The sequence below is a fragment of the Streptomyces pratensis genome (assembly GCF_037137275.1).
Taxonomy (GTDB): domain Bacteria; phylum Actinomycetota; class Actinomycetes; order Streptomycetales; family Streptomycetaceae; genus Streptomyces; species Streptomyces pratensis_B.
In genome coordinates this window covers 165,519-180,255 of the sequence record NZ_JBBBEN010000045.1, presented here as the reverse complement: position 1 = coordinate 180,255, position 14,737 = coordinate 165,519, and the positions used below count along the sequence as shown (strand labels likewise).

At 71.5% G+C, this 14,737-nt stretch carries 13 protein-coding genes; 9 read left to right on the top strand and 4 right to left on the bottom strand.

Features of this window, described 5'->3' with window-relative positions:
- Nucleotides 1-48 precede the first annotated feature (48 nt).
- Nucleotides 49-783, bottom strand: a complete 735-nt coding sequence (locus tag V9U70_RS01255) for a Mut7-C RNAse domain-containing protein (protein WP_336672516.1) — start codon at nt 781-783, stop codon at nt 49-51.
- A gap of 193 nt (nt 784-976) precedes the next feature.
- The gene (locus V9U70_RS01250) at nt 977-1,414 is read right to left on the bottom strand and encodes a hypothetical protein (RefSeq protein ID WP_336672515.1); all 438 of its coding nucleotides are present in this window, start codon (nt 1,412-1,414) and stop codon (nt 977-979) included.
- A 478-nt stretch (nt 1,415-1,892) separates the two neighbouring features.
- On the opposite strand from V9U70_RS01250, the gene hemL reads away from it, so the two are divergent.
- From hemL to ccsB, 7 genes are all read left to right on the top strand, one after another.
- The gene (gene hemL, locus V9U70_RS01245) at nt 1,893-3,164 is read left to right on the top strand and encodes a glutamate-1-semialdehyde 2,1-aminomutase (RefSeq protein WP_336672557.1); all 1,272 of its coding nucleotides are present in this window, start codon (nt 1,893-1,895) and stop codon (nt 3,162-3,164) included.
- Nucleotides 3,161-3,862, top strand: coding sequence for a histidine phosphatase family protein (locus V9U70_RS01240; protein ID WP_336672514.1), 702 nt, complete (start codon nt 3,161-3,163; stop codon nt 3,860-3,862). Before hemL ends, V9U70_RS01240 begins: the two co-directional genes overlap by 4 nt.
- Nucleotides 3,863-4,466: 604 nt before the next feature.
- Nucleotides 4,467-5,744, top strand: a complete 1,278-nt coding sequence (locus V9U70_RS01235) for a polysaccharide deacetylase family protein (RefSeq protein WP_336672513.1) — start codon at nt 4,467-4,469, stop codon at nt 5,742-5,744.
- A gap of 67 nt (nt 5,745-5,811) precedes the next feature.
- Nucleotides 5,812-6,414, top strand: coding sequence for a TlpA family protein disulfide reductase (locus tag V9U70_RS01230; RefSeq protein WP_336672512.1), 603 nt, complete (start codon nt 5,812-5,814; stop codon nt 6,412-6,414).
- Nucleotides 6,415-6,418: 4 nt separating this feature from the next.
- Entirely contained in the window at nt 6,419-7,228 is an 810-nt protein-coding gene (locus tag V9U70_RS01225; protein WP_419723910.1) for a cytochrome c biogenesis CcdA family protein, read from the top strand.
- 4 nt (nt 7,229-7,232) lie between these two features.
- The gene (resB, locus tag V9U70_RS01220) at nt 7,233-9,041 is read left to right on the top strand and encodes a cytochrome c biogenesis protein ResB (RefSeq protein ID WP_336672511.1); all 1,809 of its coding nucleotides are present in this window, start codon (nt 7,233-7,235) and stop codon (nt 9,039-9,041) included.
- The gene (gene ccsB / locus V9U70_RS01215; protein ID WP_336672510.1) at nt 9,038-10,132 is read left to right on the top strand and encodes a c-type cytochrome biogenesis protein CcsB; all 1,095 of its coding nucleotides are present in this window, start codon (nt 9,038-9,040) and stop codon (nt 10,130-10,132) included. Before resB ends, ccsB begins: the two co-directional genes overlap by 4 nt.
- A gap of 61 nt (nt 10,133-10,193) precedes the next feature.
- On the opposite strand, the gene V9U70_RS01210 is transcribed toward ccsB, so the two are convergent.
- Both V9U70_RS01210 and V9U70_RS01205 read right to left on the bottom strand, forming a co-directional pair.
- The gene (locus tag V9U70_RS01210) at nt 10,194-11,534 is read right to left on the bottom strand and encodes an aldehyde dehydrogenase family protein (protein WP_336672509.1); all 1,341 of its coding nucleotides are present in this window, start codon (nt 11,532-11,534) and stop codon (nt 10,194-10,196) included.
- 150 nt (nt 11,535-11,684) lie between these two features.
- A complete protein-coding gene (locus V9U70_RS01205; protein ID WP_336672508.1) occupies nt 11,685-12,170 on the bottom strand; it encodes a PLD nuclease N-terminal domain-containing protein in 486 nt (161 codons plus the stop codon).
- Between the two features lie 185 nt (nt 12,171-12,355).
- Here V9U70_RS01205 and V9U70_RS01200 point away from each other — a divergent pair, with 185 nt between their 5' ends.
- Entirely contained in the window at nt 12,356-13,813 is a 1,458-nt protein-coding gene (locus V9U70_RS01200; protein ID WP_336672507.1) for a menaquinone biosynthesis decarboxylase, read from the top strand.
- A gap of 77 nt (nt 13,814-13,890) precedes the next feature.
- On the top strand, nt 13,891-14,730 hold the full coding sequence (mqnP, locus tag V9U70_RS01195; protein WP_419723915.1) for a menaquinone biosynthesis prenyltransferase MqnP: 840 nt from the start codon (nt 13,891-13,893) through the stop codon (nt 14,728-14,730).
- Nucleotides 14,731-14,737 lie beyond the last annotated feature (7 nt).

Genomic DNA, 14,737 nt, shown 5'->3' with positions numbered 1-14,737 from the left:
CCGCGACCGGGGCGGCGGCGGGCAGCGGGCCGGGGCCCGGCGGCCCGGCTACGCCACCGCGCCGCCGAACTCGCGTACCGCGTCGGACACGATCGTCTCCAGGTGGCCGTGGTGCGCGCCGCGCCAGTACACCCGGCCGCACTCCGTGCACCGGGCGAACGCGTCGTACGCCTGCTGGGTGCCGTGCTCCAACTCGGCGCTCACGGAATCCTTGTCGGCCTCGGCCAGCACGCCGTTGCACGCGGTGCAGCGGCTCCAGGGGGCAAGGACGGGCGCGAAGCGTCCCAGGACGTCGCGGAGCTGTTCCTGCGGGCGGTCGCTGTAGACGTAGGCCCCGGCCCAGATCTCGCGGCGGCGCAGCAGCCCCCGGTCCCGCGAGAGCAGGACGCGCCGCTCGCGCGCCGACAGGGCGGCGAGTGCGGGGTCGCCGATGTCCTCGCTCTCGTAGGCCGCGTCGACGCCCAGCAGGCGCAACCGGCGGGCGAGGGTGCCGAGGTGGACGTCGAGGAGGAAGCGCAGCGGTGCTCCGGGCACCGGCTGGGGCCGCTCCACCGCCAGGACCTCGACATGCTCGCCGGGCCCCGGCACGTGCGAGCGGGCCACCGGGCCGCCGTTCACCAGCAGGGCACCGGCCTCGGTGAGCGGCACCCCGAGGGACTCGATGACGTGGCCGAGCGTCGAGGAGCCGTCCGTGGTGAGGGGCACGGCGCCGCGGCGGCGGTCATGGGGGACGAAGAGGCGGAGCTCGGGGGCCACTTCGACGGTGATCTCGGGTCCGTTCACCCCGTCAGGATGCCACCGGGGCGGGATCGGCGGCCAGGAACAACGTGCGTCGGGAATCCGGGCGGGGAGCATGTGCCCGGCGTGCGCCGGAGCGCTCCTGCCCCCGCGTACGACCCCGCGGACGCGCCGCGCCCGATCGGGGGGTGGGCCCCGGACGCGGGGCGGGCCCCGGGCGCGGGACGGCTCTGCGGGGTCAGGGCCACACCAGGCAGTACGCCTGGTGCCCCGCGTCGTGCAGCCGGTGCGAGAAGTCCTGCCACTCGTGGAGCAGCTGGTAGACGTTGTACGCGTCGCGCGGGCCGCCGCGGTCGGGGACCGTGGACCAGATGAAGGCCGCCGCGCCGACCGACTCCTCGCCGACGCCGCGCAGCGGGTCGACGACGGTCATCGGAAGTCTGACCACGGCGTAGTCGGGGTGGAGGACGACCAGTTCGAGCGGGGGGACCGCGTTCAGGGGTATGCCCTGGATGCCGGTCAGGACCATGGCGGCCACCGTCTCCGGCTTGATCTTGGTGAACATGCCGCCCATGCCCAGCTCATCACCGCCGAGCTCTTCCGGGCGCATCGAAATGGGCACCCGCGCGGCCGTCGCCCCGTCCGGGGCGCCGAAATACTTGTAGGTCACCCCCATTCCGCCACTGCTCCTGCTCCCGGGAATCGGAGTGCCCTCCATGCCCCTGCCCTGTACGCGCTCGGCCCTGCGCCGGTGCCGCCCTCGCCGGGCAGGCTCGGGCCCCAGGTCGCCCGTCCCTTCGCCCACTCCGCCACCGCGATGCATATCTCATCCACCCGACTACTACTTGGGAGGCACGGCCCCGGCCGTGCGACCCGATCATCGTGACAGTGACCTCCCCCGCGGACGTGCGGTGAAACACCTGCCCGCAAGACCGCCCGCGCCTCTGACACCATGGCATGTGTGAGCTTTCCCTATGAGGCCCCAGTTTCGCAGACGTGAGGGGGCTGAGGCCCTTTCGTGATACGAGGGGGGCGCGCTCCCTGCTCACCGGTGGCCGAAATTCTCAGGGATCTTCCGGCCCGGCCTCCCGACATCCGAATCGCAGATCAGGACCAAAGTGGCGTATTCATACGAAGCCCCAGTTTCGCAGTCGCTGTTCGACCGTGCGTCCGCCGTGACGCCCGGCGGCGTGAACTCTCCCGTGCGTGCCTTCCGGGCCGTGGGCGGTACGCCCAGGTTCATGGTGTCCGGGACCGGCCCGTACCTCACGGACGCCGACGGCCGTGAGTACGTCGACCTCGTGTGCTCATGGGGGCCGATGATTCTCGGCCACTCTCATCCCGAGGTCATCGCCGCCGTCCAGGAGGCGGTCTCCCGCGGCACCTCCTTCGGTACGCCGGGCGAGGGCGAGGTCGCGCTGGCCGAGGAGATCGTCGCCCGGGTCGCCCCGGTCGAGCAGGTGCGCCTGGTCTCCTCCGGCACCGAGGCGACGATGTCGGCGATCCGGCTGGCCCGCGGGTTCACCGGCCGGGCCAAGGTCGTCAAGTTCGCCGGCTGCTACCACGGGCACGTGGACGCGCTGCTCGCCGCCGCCGGCTCCGGCGTGGCCACCTTCGGGCTCCCCGACACCCCGGGGGTCACCGGCGCCACGGCCGGGGACACCGTCGTCCTGCCGTACAACGACCTGGATGCCGTGCGGGCCGCCTTCGCGGCGCACCCCGGGGAGATCGCCTGTGTGATCACGGAGGCCTCGCCCGGCAACATGGGCGTCGTGCCGCCGGCGGAGGGCTTCAACGCCGGGCTCAAGGAGCTGTGCGCGGCCAACGGCGCCCTGTACATCTCCGACGAGGTCATGACGGGCTTCCGCACGTCGAAGGCCGGCTGGTACGGCGTCGACGGCGTCCGGCCCGACCTGATGACCTTCGGCAAGGTGATGGGCGGCGGCTTCCCCGCCGCGGCCTTCGGCGGGCGTGCCGACGTGATGGCCCACCTCGCCCCGGCCGGCCCGGTCTACCAGGCGGGCACCCTCTCCGGGAACCCGGTCGCCACCGCTGCCGGGCTGGCCCAGCTGCGGCTGCTGGACGACGCGGCGTACGCGACGATCGACGCGGTCTCCGCCGAGCTGCGCACGCTGGTGGGCGACGCGCTCGCCAAGGAGGGCGTCGCGCACACCGTGTCCGCCGCGAGCAACATGTTCTCGGTCTTCTTCACCGACGAGCCGGTCCGCAACTACGACGGCGCGAAGAAGCAGGACGCGTTCCGCTTCACCGCGTTCTTCCACGCCATGCTGGAGCAGGGCGTCTACCTGCCGCCCTCCGCCTTCGAGTCCTGGTTCGTCTCCACCGCCCACGACGAGCGGGCCGTCGAGCGCGTCGCCGCCGCCCTGCCCGCCGCCGCCCGTGCCGCATCGGAGGCCACCGCATGAGCGGGGACGCGAGCCGCGAGGAGCTGACCGTGGTGCACGTGGTGCGGCACGGGGAGGTGCACAACCCGGACGGCGTGCTCTACGGGAGACGCCCCGGCTACCACCTCTCCGACCTCGGCCGGAAGATGGCCGACCGGGTCGCAGAGCACCTGGAGAAGCGCGACGTCACCCATGTCGTCGCCTCCCCGCTGGAGCGCGCCCAGGAGACCGCCGACCCGGTCGCCCGGGCGCACGGCCTGGACCTGGCCACCGACCCGCGGCTGATCGAGGCCGCCAACGTCTTCGAGGGCAAGACCTTCGGCGTCGGCGACGGGGCCCTGCGCAAGCCGGGCAACTGGAAGCACCTCACCAACCCGTTCGAGCCGTCCTGGGGCGAGCCGTACATCGAGCAGGTCGTCCGCATGATGGGCGCGCTCGACACGGCCCGGGACGCGGCGCGCGGGCACGAGGCGGTCTGCGTCAGCCACCAGCTGCCCATCTGGATCGTCCGCTCCTTCGTGGAGCGCCGCCGCCTGTGGCACGACCCGCGCAAGCGCCAGTGCACGCTGGCCTCGCTGACCAGCTTCACCTACCGCGGCGACACGATCGTCTCGGTCGGTTACACGGAGCCCGCCCGTGACCTGGTGCCCGCGCACCTGCTGGCCGGCGCCAAGCCGGTGAAGGGGAAGCCGGGGCAGTCCAAGGCGTTCGGCGCGTAACCGCCCGGCGGACGCGCCTCGCCCACGGGACCCGACGGGACCGGCTGCCGCTGTGGACGGCGACCGGTCCCGTCCCCTGTGCCGTCGCGGCCCCGCCCCGCCGGTGGGCGCTCGCCGGTCCGCGCCCGCGGGTCCGCGCCACCGGTGGGCGCCCGCCGTCGCGTACCCGAGAGCTCCGCGTACCCGAGAGCCGCGCGAGGTCCGCGCCCGCCGCCGTACGCCCGGGGGCCGGTCCCGCGCATGAGACGTCGGAGACGGGGAAGCCGTCCCCCCGGGCCGGGCCGTCGGCGCCGACCGCTCCTCGCGACGCGGCACGAGAGCACAGCGCAGCCTTCCACCGGGCCTGGACCGCCGGGCCTGGACCACCCGTCGCGGACCGCCGGGCCCGCGGCCCGGGCGCTTCGAGCCCGGGGTCCGACCGACAGGCGGGCCTCACGGGCGCGGCCCTGGAGCCCCGGCCGGCGGCATGGGCGAGGCCCCGGCCTCCGCAAGGTAAAACGTAAAGAAAGTCCCCGAATACACGGAACCCCCGTGTTGTCCCTCTCATCTCACTCTTTAGCAGTTTGTATGACCTTGAGATAGAACGACCGTAGATGGGGACGGTATGCGCGACATCAATCGAAGGGGACTGCTCGGGGCGGGGCTCGGCGCGGCGGCCGCGATCGGACTCGCCGGCTGCGGCGGCTCGGGCTCGTCCGGAAGCGGCGGGTCCGGCGGCGCGGGTGACGCGGGCGCGGGTGACGCGAGCACGGGCGGCAGCGGCAGTGGAAACGGGAGCGGAAACGGTTCGGCGAAGGACAAGGCCCGGCTGATCGGGGACGGCTCCACCGCCGACACCGGCAAGCAGCCCCACCAGCCCGCCGCGCCCGTTCCCCTCGAACCCGGCCAGAAGCCGCCGCAGTTCGTGATCTTTTCCTGGGACGGGGCGGGAGAAGTCGGCAACGGGCTCTTCCCACGCTTTCTGGAACTGGCCAGAGAGCACGACGCGGCGATGACCTTCTTCCTCTCCGGTCTCTATCTGCTGCCCGAGTCGAAGAAATCCCTCTACCGCCCGCCGAACAACCCCCGCGGCGCGTCCGACATCGGCTATCTGACCGACGGCCACGTCAAGGACACGCTGACGCATGTGCGCCAGGCCTGGCTCGACGGCCATGAGATCGGCACCCACTTCAACGGGCATTTCTGTGCCGGCTCCGGTTCCGTCGAGCGCTGGACGCCCGCCCAATGGCACAGCGAGATCAATCAGGCTGTGTCCTTCGTCACGGAATGGCGGACCAACACCGGCTGGGAGAACGAGGACCCCCTTCCGTTCGACTACCGCAAGGAACTGGTCGGCGGCCGCACCCCGTGCCTGCTCGGCCAGGACAACCTGCTGCCGACCGCGCGCAAGCTGGGCTGGCGCTACGACGCCAGCTCGCCCGGCGGCCGCCAGACCTGGCCGGTGAAGCGCGGCGGCGTCTGGGACCTCCCGCTCCAGGCGATGCCCTTCCCGGGCCACTCCTTCGAGGTCCTCTCGATGGACTACAACATCCTCGCCAACCAGTCGAAGAACTCGACCAAGGGCATGCCCTCGCGTTATCCGGGCTGGCGCGAGCAGGCCACCGGCGCCTATATGGCCGGTTTTCAACGCGCGTACGCGTCGAATCGTGCGCCGTTCTTCATCGGCAACCACTTCGAGGAGTGGAACGGCGGCATTTACATGGACGCCGTGGAAGAGGTGATCAAAAAGGTGGCGGACAAGGACGACGTGCGGCTCGTCTCGTTCCGGCAGTTCGTCGACTGGCTCGACGCACAGGACCCCGCCGTCCTCGCCAAGCTCCGGACGCTGGAGGTGGGGCAGTCGCCCGCCGGTGGCTGGAACTCTTTCCTTAAGCAGGTCTGACAAGGGGCTTTACGGGCACAGAGGGGGGCGGGGGAGATCCCCGGAACTGCCATGCGAAACTTTTCACATGAGCCCTGGCCGCCCGTCCCGACGCCGCTTGACCCTGCTCGCCGCCACCGCCCTGGCCGGTCTCCTGACGCTGTCCGCGTGCGGGGACGGGAACAAGGCCGGGGGCGGCGGCAACACCAACTTCGTCACCGGCAGCGGAGGCATCTCCACCGTCGCGAAGGCCGACCGGGTCGCGGCGCCGAAGCTCGACGGCAACGACCTGGAGGGCAAGCCGCTGGACCTCGCCGACTACCGGGGCAAGGTCGTGGTGCTCAACGTCTGGGGCTCCTGGTGCGGTCCCTGCCGCCTGGAGGCGAAGTACTTCGCGCAGGTCGCAAAGGAGACGGCCGACCAGGGCGTGCAGTTCGTGGGCATCAACACCCGGGACTCCCAGCGGGACGCCGCGGTGAACTTCGAGAAGGACTACGGGGTCACCTACCCGAGCTTCTTCGACCCGATCGGCAAGCTCATCCTGCGCTTCCCCAAGGGGACCCTGAACCCGCAGGCCATCCCGTCCACCGTGGTCATCGACCGGGAAGGGAAGATCGCGGCCCGCACGCTCCAGGCGCTCGACGCGGACGAGCTGCACAAGATGATCGACCCGATCATCGCGGAGAAGTGATCCGGTGACCACGCTCGCCGCGTACCACGAGGCCGTCACGCTCGCCGCGGGCGACGGGACGGTCACGCTCGCCGCGACCAACGAGACCGTCCTCACCAGCACGCTGCTGGTGTCCCTGCCCATCGCCCTGCTGGCCGGTCTCATCTCCTTCTTCTCCCCGTGCGTGCTCCCGCTCGTCCCCGGCTACCTGAGCTATGTCACCGGGGTCACAGGAACCGACCTGGCCCAGGCCCGGCGCGGCCGGGTCGTGACGGGGGCCTCGCTCTTCGTCCTCGGTTTCACCGTCGTCTTCGTGTCGGGCGGAGCGCTCTTCGGCTACTTCGGCCGGGAGCTCCAGATGCACGCCGAGGTGATCAACAAGGTCCTCGGCGTCCTCATGATCCTCATGGGGCTCTTCTTCATGGGGCGGCTGCCGGGGGTGACGCAGCGGGAGTTCCGCATCCACAAGCGGCCGGTGACCGGGCTGGCCGGAGCGCCGGTGCTGGGCGCCCTCTTCGGGATCGGCTGGACTCCCTGCATGGGCCCGACGTTCGCCGCGGTGAGCACCCTGGCGTTCAACGAGGGCACCGCGGGACGCGGCGCGATACTGACCGTCGCGTACTGCCTCGGCCTGGGCGTCCCGTTCGTCCTGGCCGCGATCGCCTTCCGCAAGGCCCTCGGCGCGTTCGGCTGGGTCAAGCAGCACTACGCGTGGGTCATGCGGATCGGCGGCGGAATGATGATCATCACCGGACTCCTGTTGCTGACCGGCGTGTGGGCCGCGCTGATGCAGCAGATGCAGGGCTGGACCAGCGGCTTCGTTGTGGGGATCTGACGGCATGAGCAACGCGAACAGCACGGACGAGCGGCAGCGCGCACAGGACGGCGGGCAGGACTCCGCCCACGGCGCGGCCGGCGAGCGGTTGACCACCGCGCCCCGCGAGGAACGGCCGGAGAGCGGCGCCTTCGTGCCCGGCATGGGCGTGATCGGCTGGGTCCGCTGGTTCTGGCGGCAGCTCACCTCGATGCGGGTCGCGCTGATCCTGCTCTTCCTGCTCTCCCTCGGCGCGATCCCGGGATCGCTGGTCCCGCAGACGAGCGTCGACGAGCTGAAGGTGCGGGACTTCAAGGACCAGCACACCACGCTCACCCCGATCTACGAGAAGCTCCAGCTCTTCGACGTCTACAGCTCGGTGTGGTTCTCCGCGATCTACATCCTGCTGTTCGTCTCGCTCATCGGCTGCATCGTGCCGCGCACCGGCCAGTTCGTCGGCCAGCTGCGCAGCCGCCCCCCGGGCGCCCCGAAGCGGCTGGACCGGCTGCCCGCGTACACCACCTGGCGTACCGACGCGGAGCCGGAGGCGGTCCGCGAAGCGGCCCTCGCGGCCCTGCGCGAACGGCGCTTCCGCTCGCACACGGTGGGCGACGCGGTCGCCGCGGAGAAGGGCTTCCTCCGCGAGGCCGGGAACCTCCTCTTCCACATCTCGCTGATCGTGATGCTGGTCGCCTTCGCCGTGGGCCAGCTCTTCAACTCCGAGGGCGGCAAGCTGATCGTCGAGGGCGACGGCTTCTCCAACACGCTCACCCAGTACGACGACTTCAAGTCAGGCTCGCTGTACGACTCGGAGACGCTGGCCCCCTTCAGCTTCGTGCTGGACGAGTTCGTGGGCACGTACGAGAAGAGCGGCCCGCAGCGCGGCACCCCACGGACCTTCGAGGCGCGGGTGCGGTACAGCGAGGGAGCCGACGGGCCCGAGCGCAAGAGCGTGATCCGGGTCAACGAGCCGCTCGTCGTGGACGGCACCAAGGTCTACCTGATCGCCCACGGCTACGCCCCCGTCGTCACCGTGCGCGACAGCCGCGGCGACGTCGTCTCGCGCACGGCGGTGCCGCTGCTGCCGATCGACGACAACGTCACCTCGTCCGGTGCGATCAAGGTGATGGACGGCTACCGGGACAAGGAGGGCAAGAAGACCCAGCTCGGCTTCAAGGCGTTCTTCGTGCCGACCTTCGCCGGCGAGGGCAAGGGCCAGATGTTCTCGCAGTTCCCCGGGCTGGAGTACCCGGTGCTGGCGCTCAGCGCCTACCACGGCTCCCTCGGCGTCGACTCCGGGCTGGCGCAGAACGTCTACCAGCTGGACACCTCCAAGATGAAGGAGTTCAAGGGCGAGGACGGGGAGCTGCTCAAGAAGCTGATGCGCCCCGGTGAGAAGCTGGACCTGCCCGACGGCGCCGGTTCTGTCACCTTCGAGGGCGTCGAGGAGTGGGCCAGCTTCCAGGTCTCGCAGCAGCCCGGCTCCGGCTGGGCGCTCGCCGGGTCCGTCGCCGCCATCGCCGGACTCGCCGGGTCCCTGTTCATCCAGCGCCGCCGGGTGTGGGTGCGGGCGGTCAGGGGCGCGGACGGTGTCACGGTCGTGGAGATGGCGGGCCTGGGCCGCGGCGAGTCGGCGAAGCTCCCCGAGGAACTGGGCGGCCTCGCGACCGCCCTCGTCACCACGGCGCCGGTCGCCGCCGCGGAGCCGGACACGCCCGAGACGCCGGACGGGCCGGACACGGCCGACGGGCCGGACACGGCCGATGCACCGAACGAGGCCGGGAGCCGGCCCGTACACCCTGCCGAAGCACCTGCCGAAGGGGCTGAGAAGTGAATCTCGCCACCGCTACCAACGAGAGCCTGGCGCACACCAGCAATGTGCTGATCTATTCGTCGATGGCCGTCTACACCCTGGCCTTCTTCGCGCACATCGCGGAGTGGGTGCTCGGCAGCCGCAGCAAGGTCGGCCGCACGGCCGCCGCGCTGTCCGGCGCCGGGGCCGCCGGGGCCGGGGGCGCTGTCTCCGCCGCCGCTCCGGCGAGGGCGCAGGCCGGCGGCACCGCCGTGCTGGAGCGGCCCGAGGTCGTCACCCGCTCCGTCGCGGGGACCCGCGACGTGCCCGACGGGCCGGGCGCGGCGGGCGGCACCTTCAAGGGCGACCTGTGGGGCCGCATCGCGGTCTCGCTGACCGTGGTGGCGTTCGCCGTCGAGGCGTGCGGCGTCGTCACCCGCGCCCTGTCGGTGCGGCGGGCCCCCTGGGGCAACATGTACGAGTTCTCGATCACCTTCTCCACGGTGGCGGTCGGCTCCTACCTGGTGCTGCTCCTGCTGAAGAAGAACGTCCGGTGGATCGGCCTTCCGCTGGTCACCACGGTCCTGCTGGACCTCGGCATCGCGACCACGACGCTCTACACCGACAGCGACCAGCTGGTGCCGGCGCTCCACTCGTACTGGCTGTGGATTCACGTCTCGACCGCCATCATCTGCGGAGCCGTCTTCTACCTCGGCGCGGTCGGCACGGTGCTCTACCTCTTCCGCGACAGCTACGAGAACAAGCTCGCGGACGGCGGCACGCCCGGGAGGTTCGCGACCTCGGTCATGGAGCGGCTGCCGTCGGCCGCGTCGCTGGACAGGTTCTCGTACCGGATCAACGCGGCGGTCTTCCCGCTGTGGACGTTCACGATCATCGCGGGCGCGATCTGGGCGGGCGAAGCCTGGGGCCGGTACTGGGGCTGGGACCCCAAGGAGGTCTGGTCCTTCATCACCTGGGTCGCCTACGCCGCCTACCTGCACGCCCGCGCCACCGCCGGCTGGAAGGGCCGCAAGGCCGCCTACCTGGCGCTCGCCGCCTTCGGCTGCTGGCTGTTCAACTACTACGGCGTGAACATCTTCGTCACCGGCCTGCACTCCTACGCGGGGGTCTGAGCCCGCTGCACGGCGCACGGCTCCCCGGGCGGACCTCCGCCCGGGGAGCCGTGCGTCCGGCTCAGGCGCTCAGCGGGGTGTCCAGGACCGCCTTGCGGTGGCTGAACGTCTCCAGCGAGTAGCGGCCGTGGTAGTTGCCCATGCCGCTCTCCCCGACCCCGCCGAACGGCAGGTCCGACACGGTCAGATGGGCCAGCGGGAGGCCGAAGCCGACCCCGCCCGACGATGTCTCGGCCAGCAGCCGCTCCCGTACGCCGGGGGACTCGGTGAACGCGTACAGCGCCAGCGGCTTGTCCCGCTCGTTGATGAACGCGATCGCCTCGTCCAGGCCGTCCACCGTCACCAGCGGCAGGATCGGGCCGAAGATCTCCTCGCCCATGACGGGAGCGTCCGGCGCGACGTCGGCCAGCACCGTCGGCGCGATGTACTTCGTCCCGCGGTCGTGGGCGCCGCCGGTCACGGTGCGGCCGGAGTCCAGCAGGGCGGTGAGCCGGTCGAAGTGCCGCTCGTTGACGATCCGCCCGTACTCCGGGTGGTCCGCCGGGTCCTGGCCGAACTGCCGCTCCACCGCCGCCGCCAGCGCCCGGGTGAGAGCCGGTGCGGTCTCCGGGTCCGTCAGGACGTAGTCGGGGGCCACGCAGGTCTGTCCGGCGTTGAGGAACTTCCCCTGGACGAGCCGCCCGGCCACCGCCTCCAGGTCCGTGCCCCGGTCGACGAAGGCGGGGGACTTGCCCCCGAGCTCCAGGGTGACCGGCGTCAGGTGCTTGGCCGCGGCCGTCATCACGATCCGGCCGACCGTGCCGTTGCCGGTGTAGAAGATGTGGTCGAAGTGCTGCTCCAGCAGGGCGGTCGTCTCCTCGACCGCCCCCTCCACGACGCCCACCGCTTCCGTGTCCAGATACCTGGGCAGCAGCCGGGCCACGGCGGCGGAGGTCGCGGGGGCCAGCTCGCTGGGCTTGGCCACCACGCAGTTCCCCGCCGCCAGAGCCCCGACGACGGGGGCGAGCAGCAGCTGCACCGGGTAGTTCCAGGGCGCGATGACCAGGACGACGCCGAGCGGGTCCAGCACGGTGCGGGCCTGCGCGCCGGTGGGGGCGAGATGCGGCGGTACGGGGGCGGGCTCGGGACGCAGCCAGTCGGCCAGGTGCTCCAGGGTGTGGTCGATCTCCCGGACCGTGAAGTCGATCTCGGTGCGGTACGCCTCCTTGCGGCTCTTGCCCAGGTCGGCGCGGAGGGCGTCCGCGAGGTCGTCGCCGTGCTCGGTGAGCAGGGCCCGCAGCCGCTCCAGCTGGCCGGTCCGCCAGGCGAGGTCCTTGGTGCGGCCGGTGCGGAAGGCGGCGCGGAGCCGGGCGACGAGCGCGGCGGGGGTTTCGGAGGAGGCCACGGCGGGGGTGGTGGACATGGGGGGCTCCTAAGGGGTCACGCGTGCGGTGCCTGGGTGCGTTACCCCTTCGAGGATGGCCGAAGCGGCCCCCGTGACGCGCTCACCGCGCCGGTCGGAAAGATCACCCCGACCGGCGGGAATAGCCGGCCGGGGAGCGGGAACGGCCGGTCAGCCGGTCACGGGCGGGGTCGCGTCGTCCGGGCCGGTGCTGCGCTCGCGGCGCTTGGGCTCCTCCTCGCGGAGCGGGTCCGCCTCCCGGTCCGTGGGGGACGGCGCCTGCCCGTCCTTCTCCGCCCCGCTGTCCGCCGCCGCGCCCGCCGGGTCCCGCTTCTCCGGGGCGGCCACGGTCTCTTCCCCGTCCGCGCCCCTGACATCGCTCTTGAGGGACTTCAGGAAGTCGGGGTTGTCGTCGGGAGCGACCCACTGGGTCCGCCGGCCGCGCTGCCACGAGGCGGCCATGCCGCCCCCCGACGCCCCGCGCCGCTTCTTGCCGGCCACGATCCAGCCGATCGCGCCGACCACCCAGAACAGCAGGATGATGAAGACCCAGGCCAGCTTCGGCAGGTGCTTCGTCTCCTCTTCCGGGGTGTTCAGGCAGTCGATGAAGGCGTAGATCATCAGCGCCATCGGCACGAGGATCATCAGGGCTCTCATGGTGCGTCCCCCAGGAGGTGGCGGCGGGGCGTGATGGTTCCCCGGTGTCGCGGCCAGGGTACCGGCTCGGCGCCGGGGCGCCGGGGCCCGGAGCGGGACTTTCCGGGCGCGTGGGCGGACTTTCCGGGCGGCTGTCCGGGGGAGCCCCGGCGGGCCGTGCGGGCGGGGATGACAAACTGGCTCCCATGGCTTACGACGATCTTCGCTCCCTGCTCCGGGCTCTTGAGCGCGATGGTGATCTCAAGCGCGTCAAGGTCGAGGTCGACCCCCACCTGGAGGTCGGCGAGATCGTCGACCGGGTCAACAAGGCAGGCGGCCCCGCGCTGCTGTTCGAGAACGTCAAGGGCTCCTCGATGCCCCTGGCCATGAACGTCTTCGGTACCGACCGTCGCCTCCTCAAGGCGCTCGGCCTGACGTCGTACGCCGATATCAGCGACAAGATCGGCGGGCTGCTCAAGCCGGAGCTGCCGCAGGGATTCGTCGGGGTGCGGGAGGCCTTCGGGAAGCTCGGCTCGATGGTGCACGTCCCGCCGAAGAAGGTGAAGTCCGCAGACGCGCCCGTCCAGGAAGTGGTGCTGACCGGCGACGACGTCGACCTGGACAAGCTGCCCGCGCTGTTCACCTGGCCCGAGGACGGCGGATCGTTCTTCAACCTGGGTCTGACCCACACCAAGCACCCCGAGAACGGCGTGCGCAACCTCGGCCTCTACCGGCTCCAGCGGCACGACAAGCGCACCATCGGCATGCACTGGCAGATCCACAAGGACAGCGCCAACCACTACCAGGTCGCCGCCCGGCGCGGGGAGCGGCTGCCCGTCGCCATCGCCTTCGGCGCGCCGCCCGCCGTCACCTACGCCTCCACCGCGCCGCTGCCCGGGGACATCGACGAGTACCTCTTCGCCGGGTTCATCCAGGGCAAGCGGATCGAGATGGTCGACTGCAAGACCGTGCCGCTCCAGGTCCCCGCGCACGCGGAGGTCGTCATCGAGGGCTGGCTGGAGCCGGGCGAGATGCTGCCGGAGGGCCCGTTCGGGGATCACACCGGCTTCTACACCCCGCAGGAACCGTTCCCCGCACTGACGATCGACTGCATCACCCAGCGCAGGCGGCCGCTGCTCCAGTCGATCGTGGTGGGCCGCCCGCCGACCGAGGACGGCCCGCTGGGCCGGGCCACGGAGCGGTTCTTCCTGCCGCTGCTGAAGATCATCGTGCCGGACATCGTGGACTACCACCTGCCGGAGTCGGGCGGCTTCCACAACTGCGCGATCGTCTCGATCGACAAGAAGTACCCGAAGCACGCCCAGAAGGTGATGAGCGCCGTCTGGGGGGCGCACATGATGTCCCTGACCAAGCTCATCGTCGTGGTGGACGCCGACTGCGACGTCCACGATCTGCACGAGGTCGCCTGGCGGGCGCTCGGCAACACCGACTACTCCCGCGACCTGACCGTCGTCGAGGGGCCGGTCGACCACCTTGACCACGCCTCCTACCAGCAGTTCTGGGGCGGCAAGGCGGGCATCGACGCCACCAGGAAGCTGCCGGAGGAGGGCTACACCCGGGACGGGGGCTGGCCGGAGATGGTCGAGTCCGACCCGGGGACGGCGGCGAAGGTCGACCGCCGCTGGAAGGAATACGGGCTGTGAGCGGTACGACGGAGACGACGTCCCAACCCGGCCCCGCGCCCTCGGACAGCAAGGTCAGGGCGTTCCTGCGACTGGTGATGATCGAGCACTCGGTCTTCGCGCTGCCGTTCGCGTACATCGCCGCGCTGACCGCGATGTTCCGGCTGGACGGTTCCGTCCACTGGGGCACGCTGCTGCTCGTCACGCTCGCGATGGTGGGCCTGCGGACCTTCGCGATGGCCGCGAACCGGATCATCGACCGGGAGATCGACGCCCGCAACCCGCGCACGGCCGGCCGCGAGCTGGTGACCGGCGCGGTGTCGGTGAAGTCGGCGTGGACGGGGGCGCTGGTGGCGCTCGTCGTCTTCCTCGGGGCGGCCGCGCTGCTCAACCCGCTGTGCCTGGTGCTCGCGCCGGTGGCCGTCGTGCCGATGGTGGTCTACCCCTACGGCAAGCGGTTCACGAACTACCCGCACGCCATCCTGGGCCTGGCGCAGGCCATCGGGCCGATCGGCGCGTGGCTCGCGGTGACCGGCAGCTGGTCGTGGGACGCGGTGATCCTCGGGCTCGCCGTCGGGATCTGGATCGGCGGCTTCGACCTGATCTTCGCCTGCCAGGACGTGCGGGCGGACCGGGCGCACGGGGTGCTCTCCTTCCCGGCGCGCTTCGGGATTCCGGCCGCGCTGTGGGGGGCGCGGGTCTGCCACGCGGTGACGACCGGGCTGCTGGTCTGGTTCGGTCTGGCCACGGACGCCGAGGTCTTCTACTGGATCGGCATGGCAGTCGTCGCGGCGGCGTTCGTCTACGAGCACCGGGTGGTGCGGCCGCACGACCTGTCCCGGCTGAACCGCGCCTTCTTCTCGGTGAACGGCTTCATCGGCATGGCGCTCTTCGCCTGCGCGCTGCTCGACCTGCTGCTGCGCGGCCTCACACCCTGAGGACCGG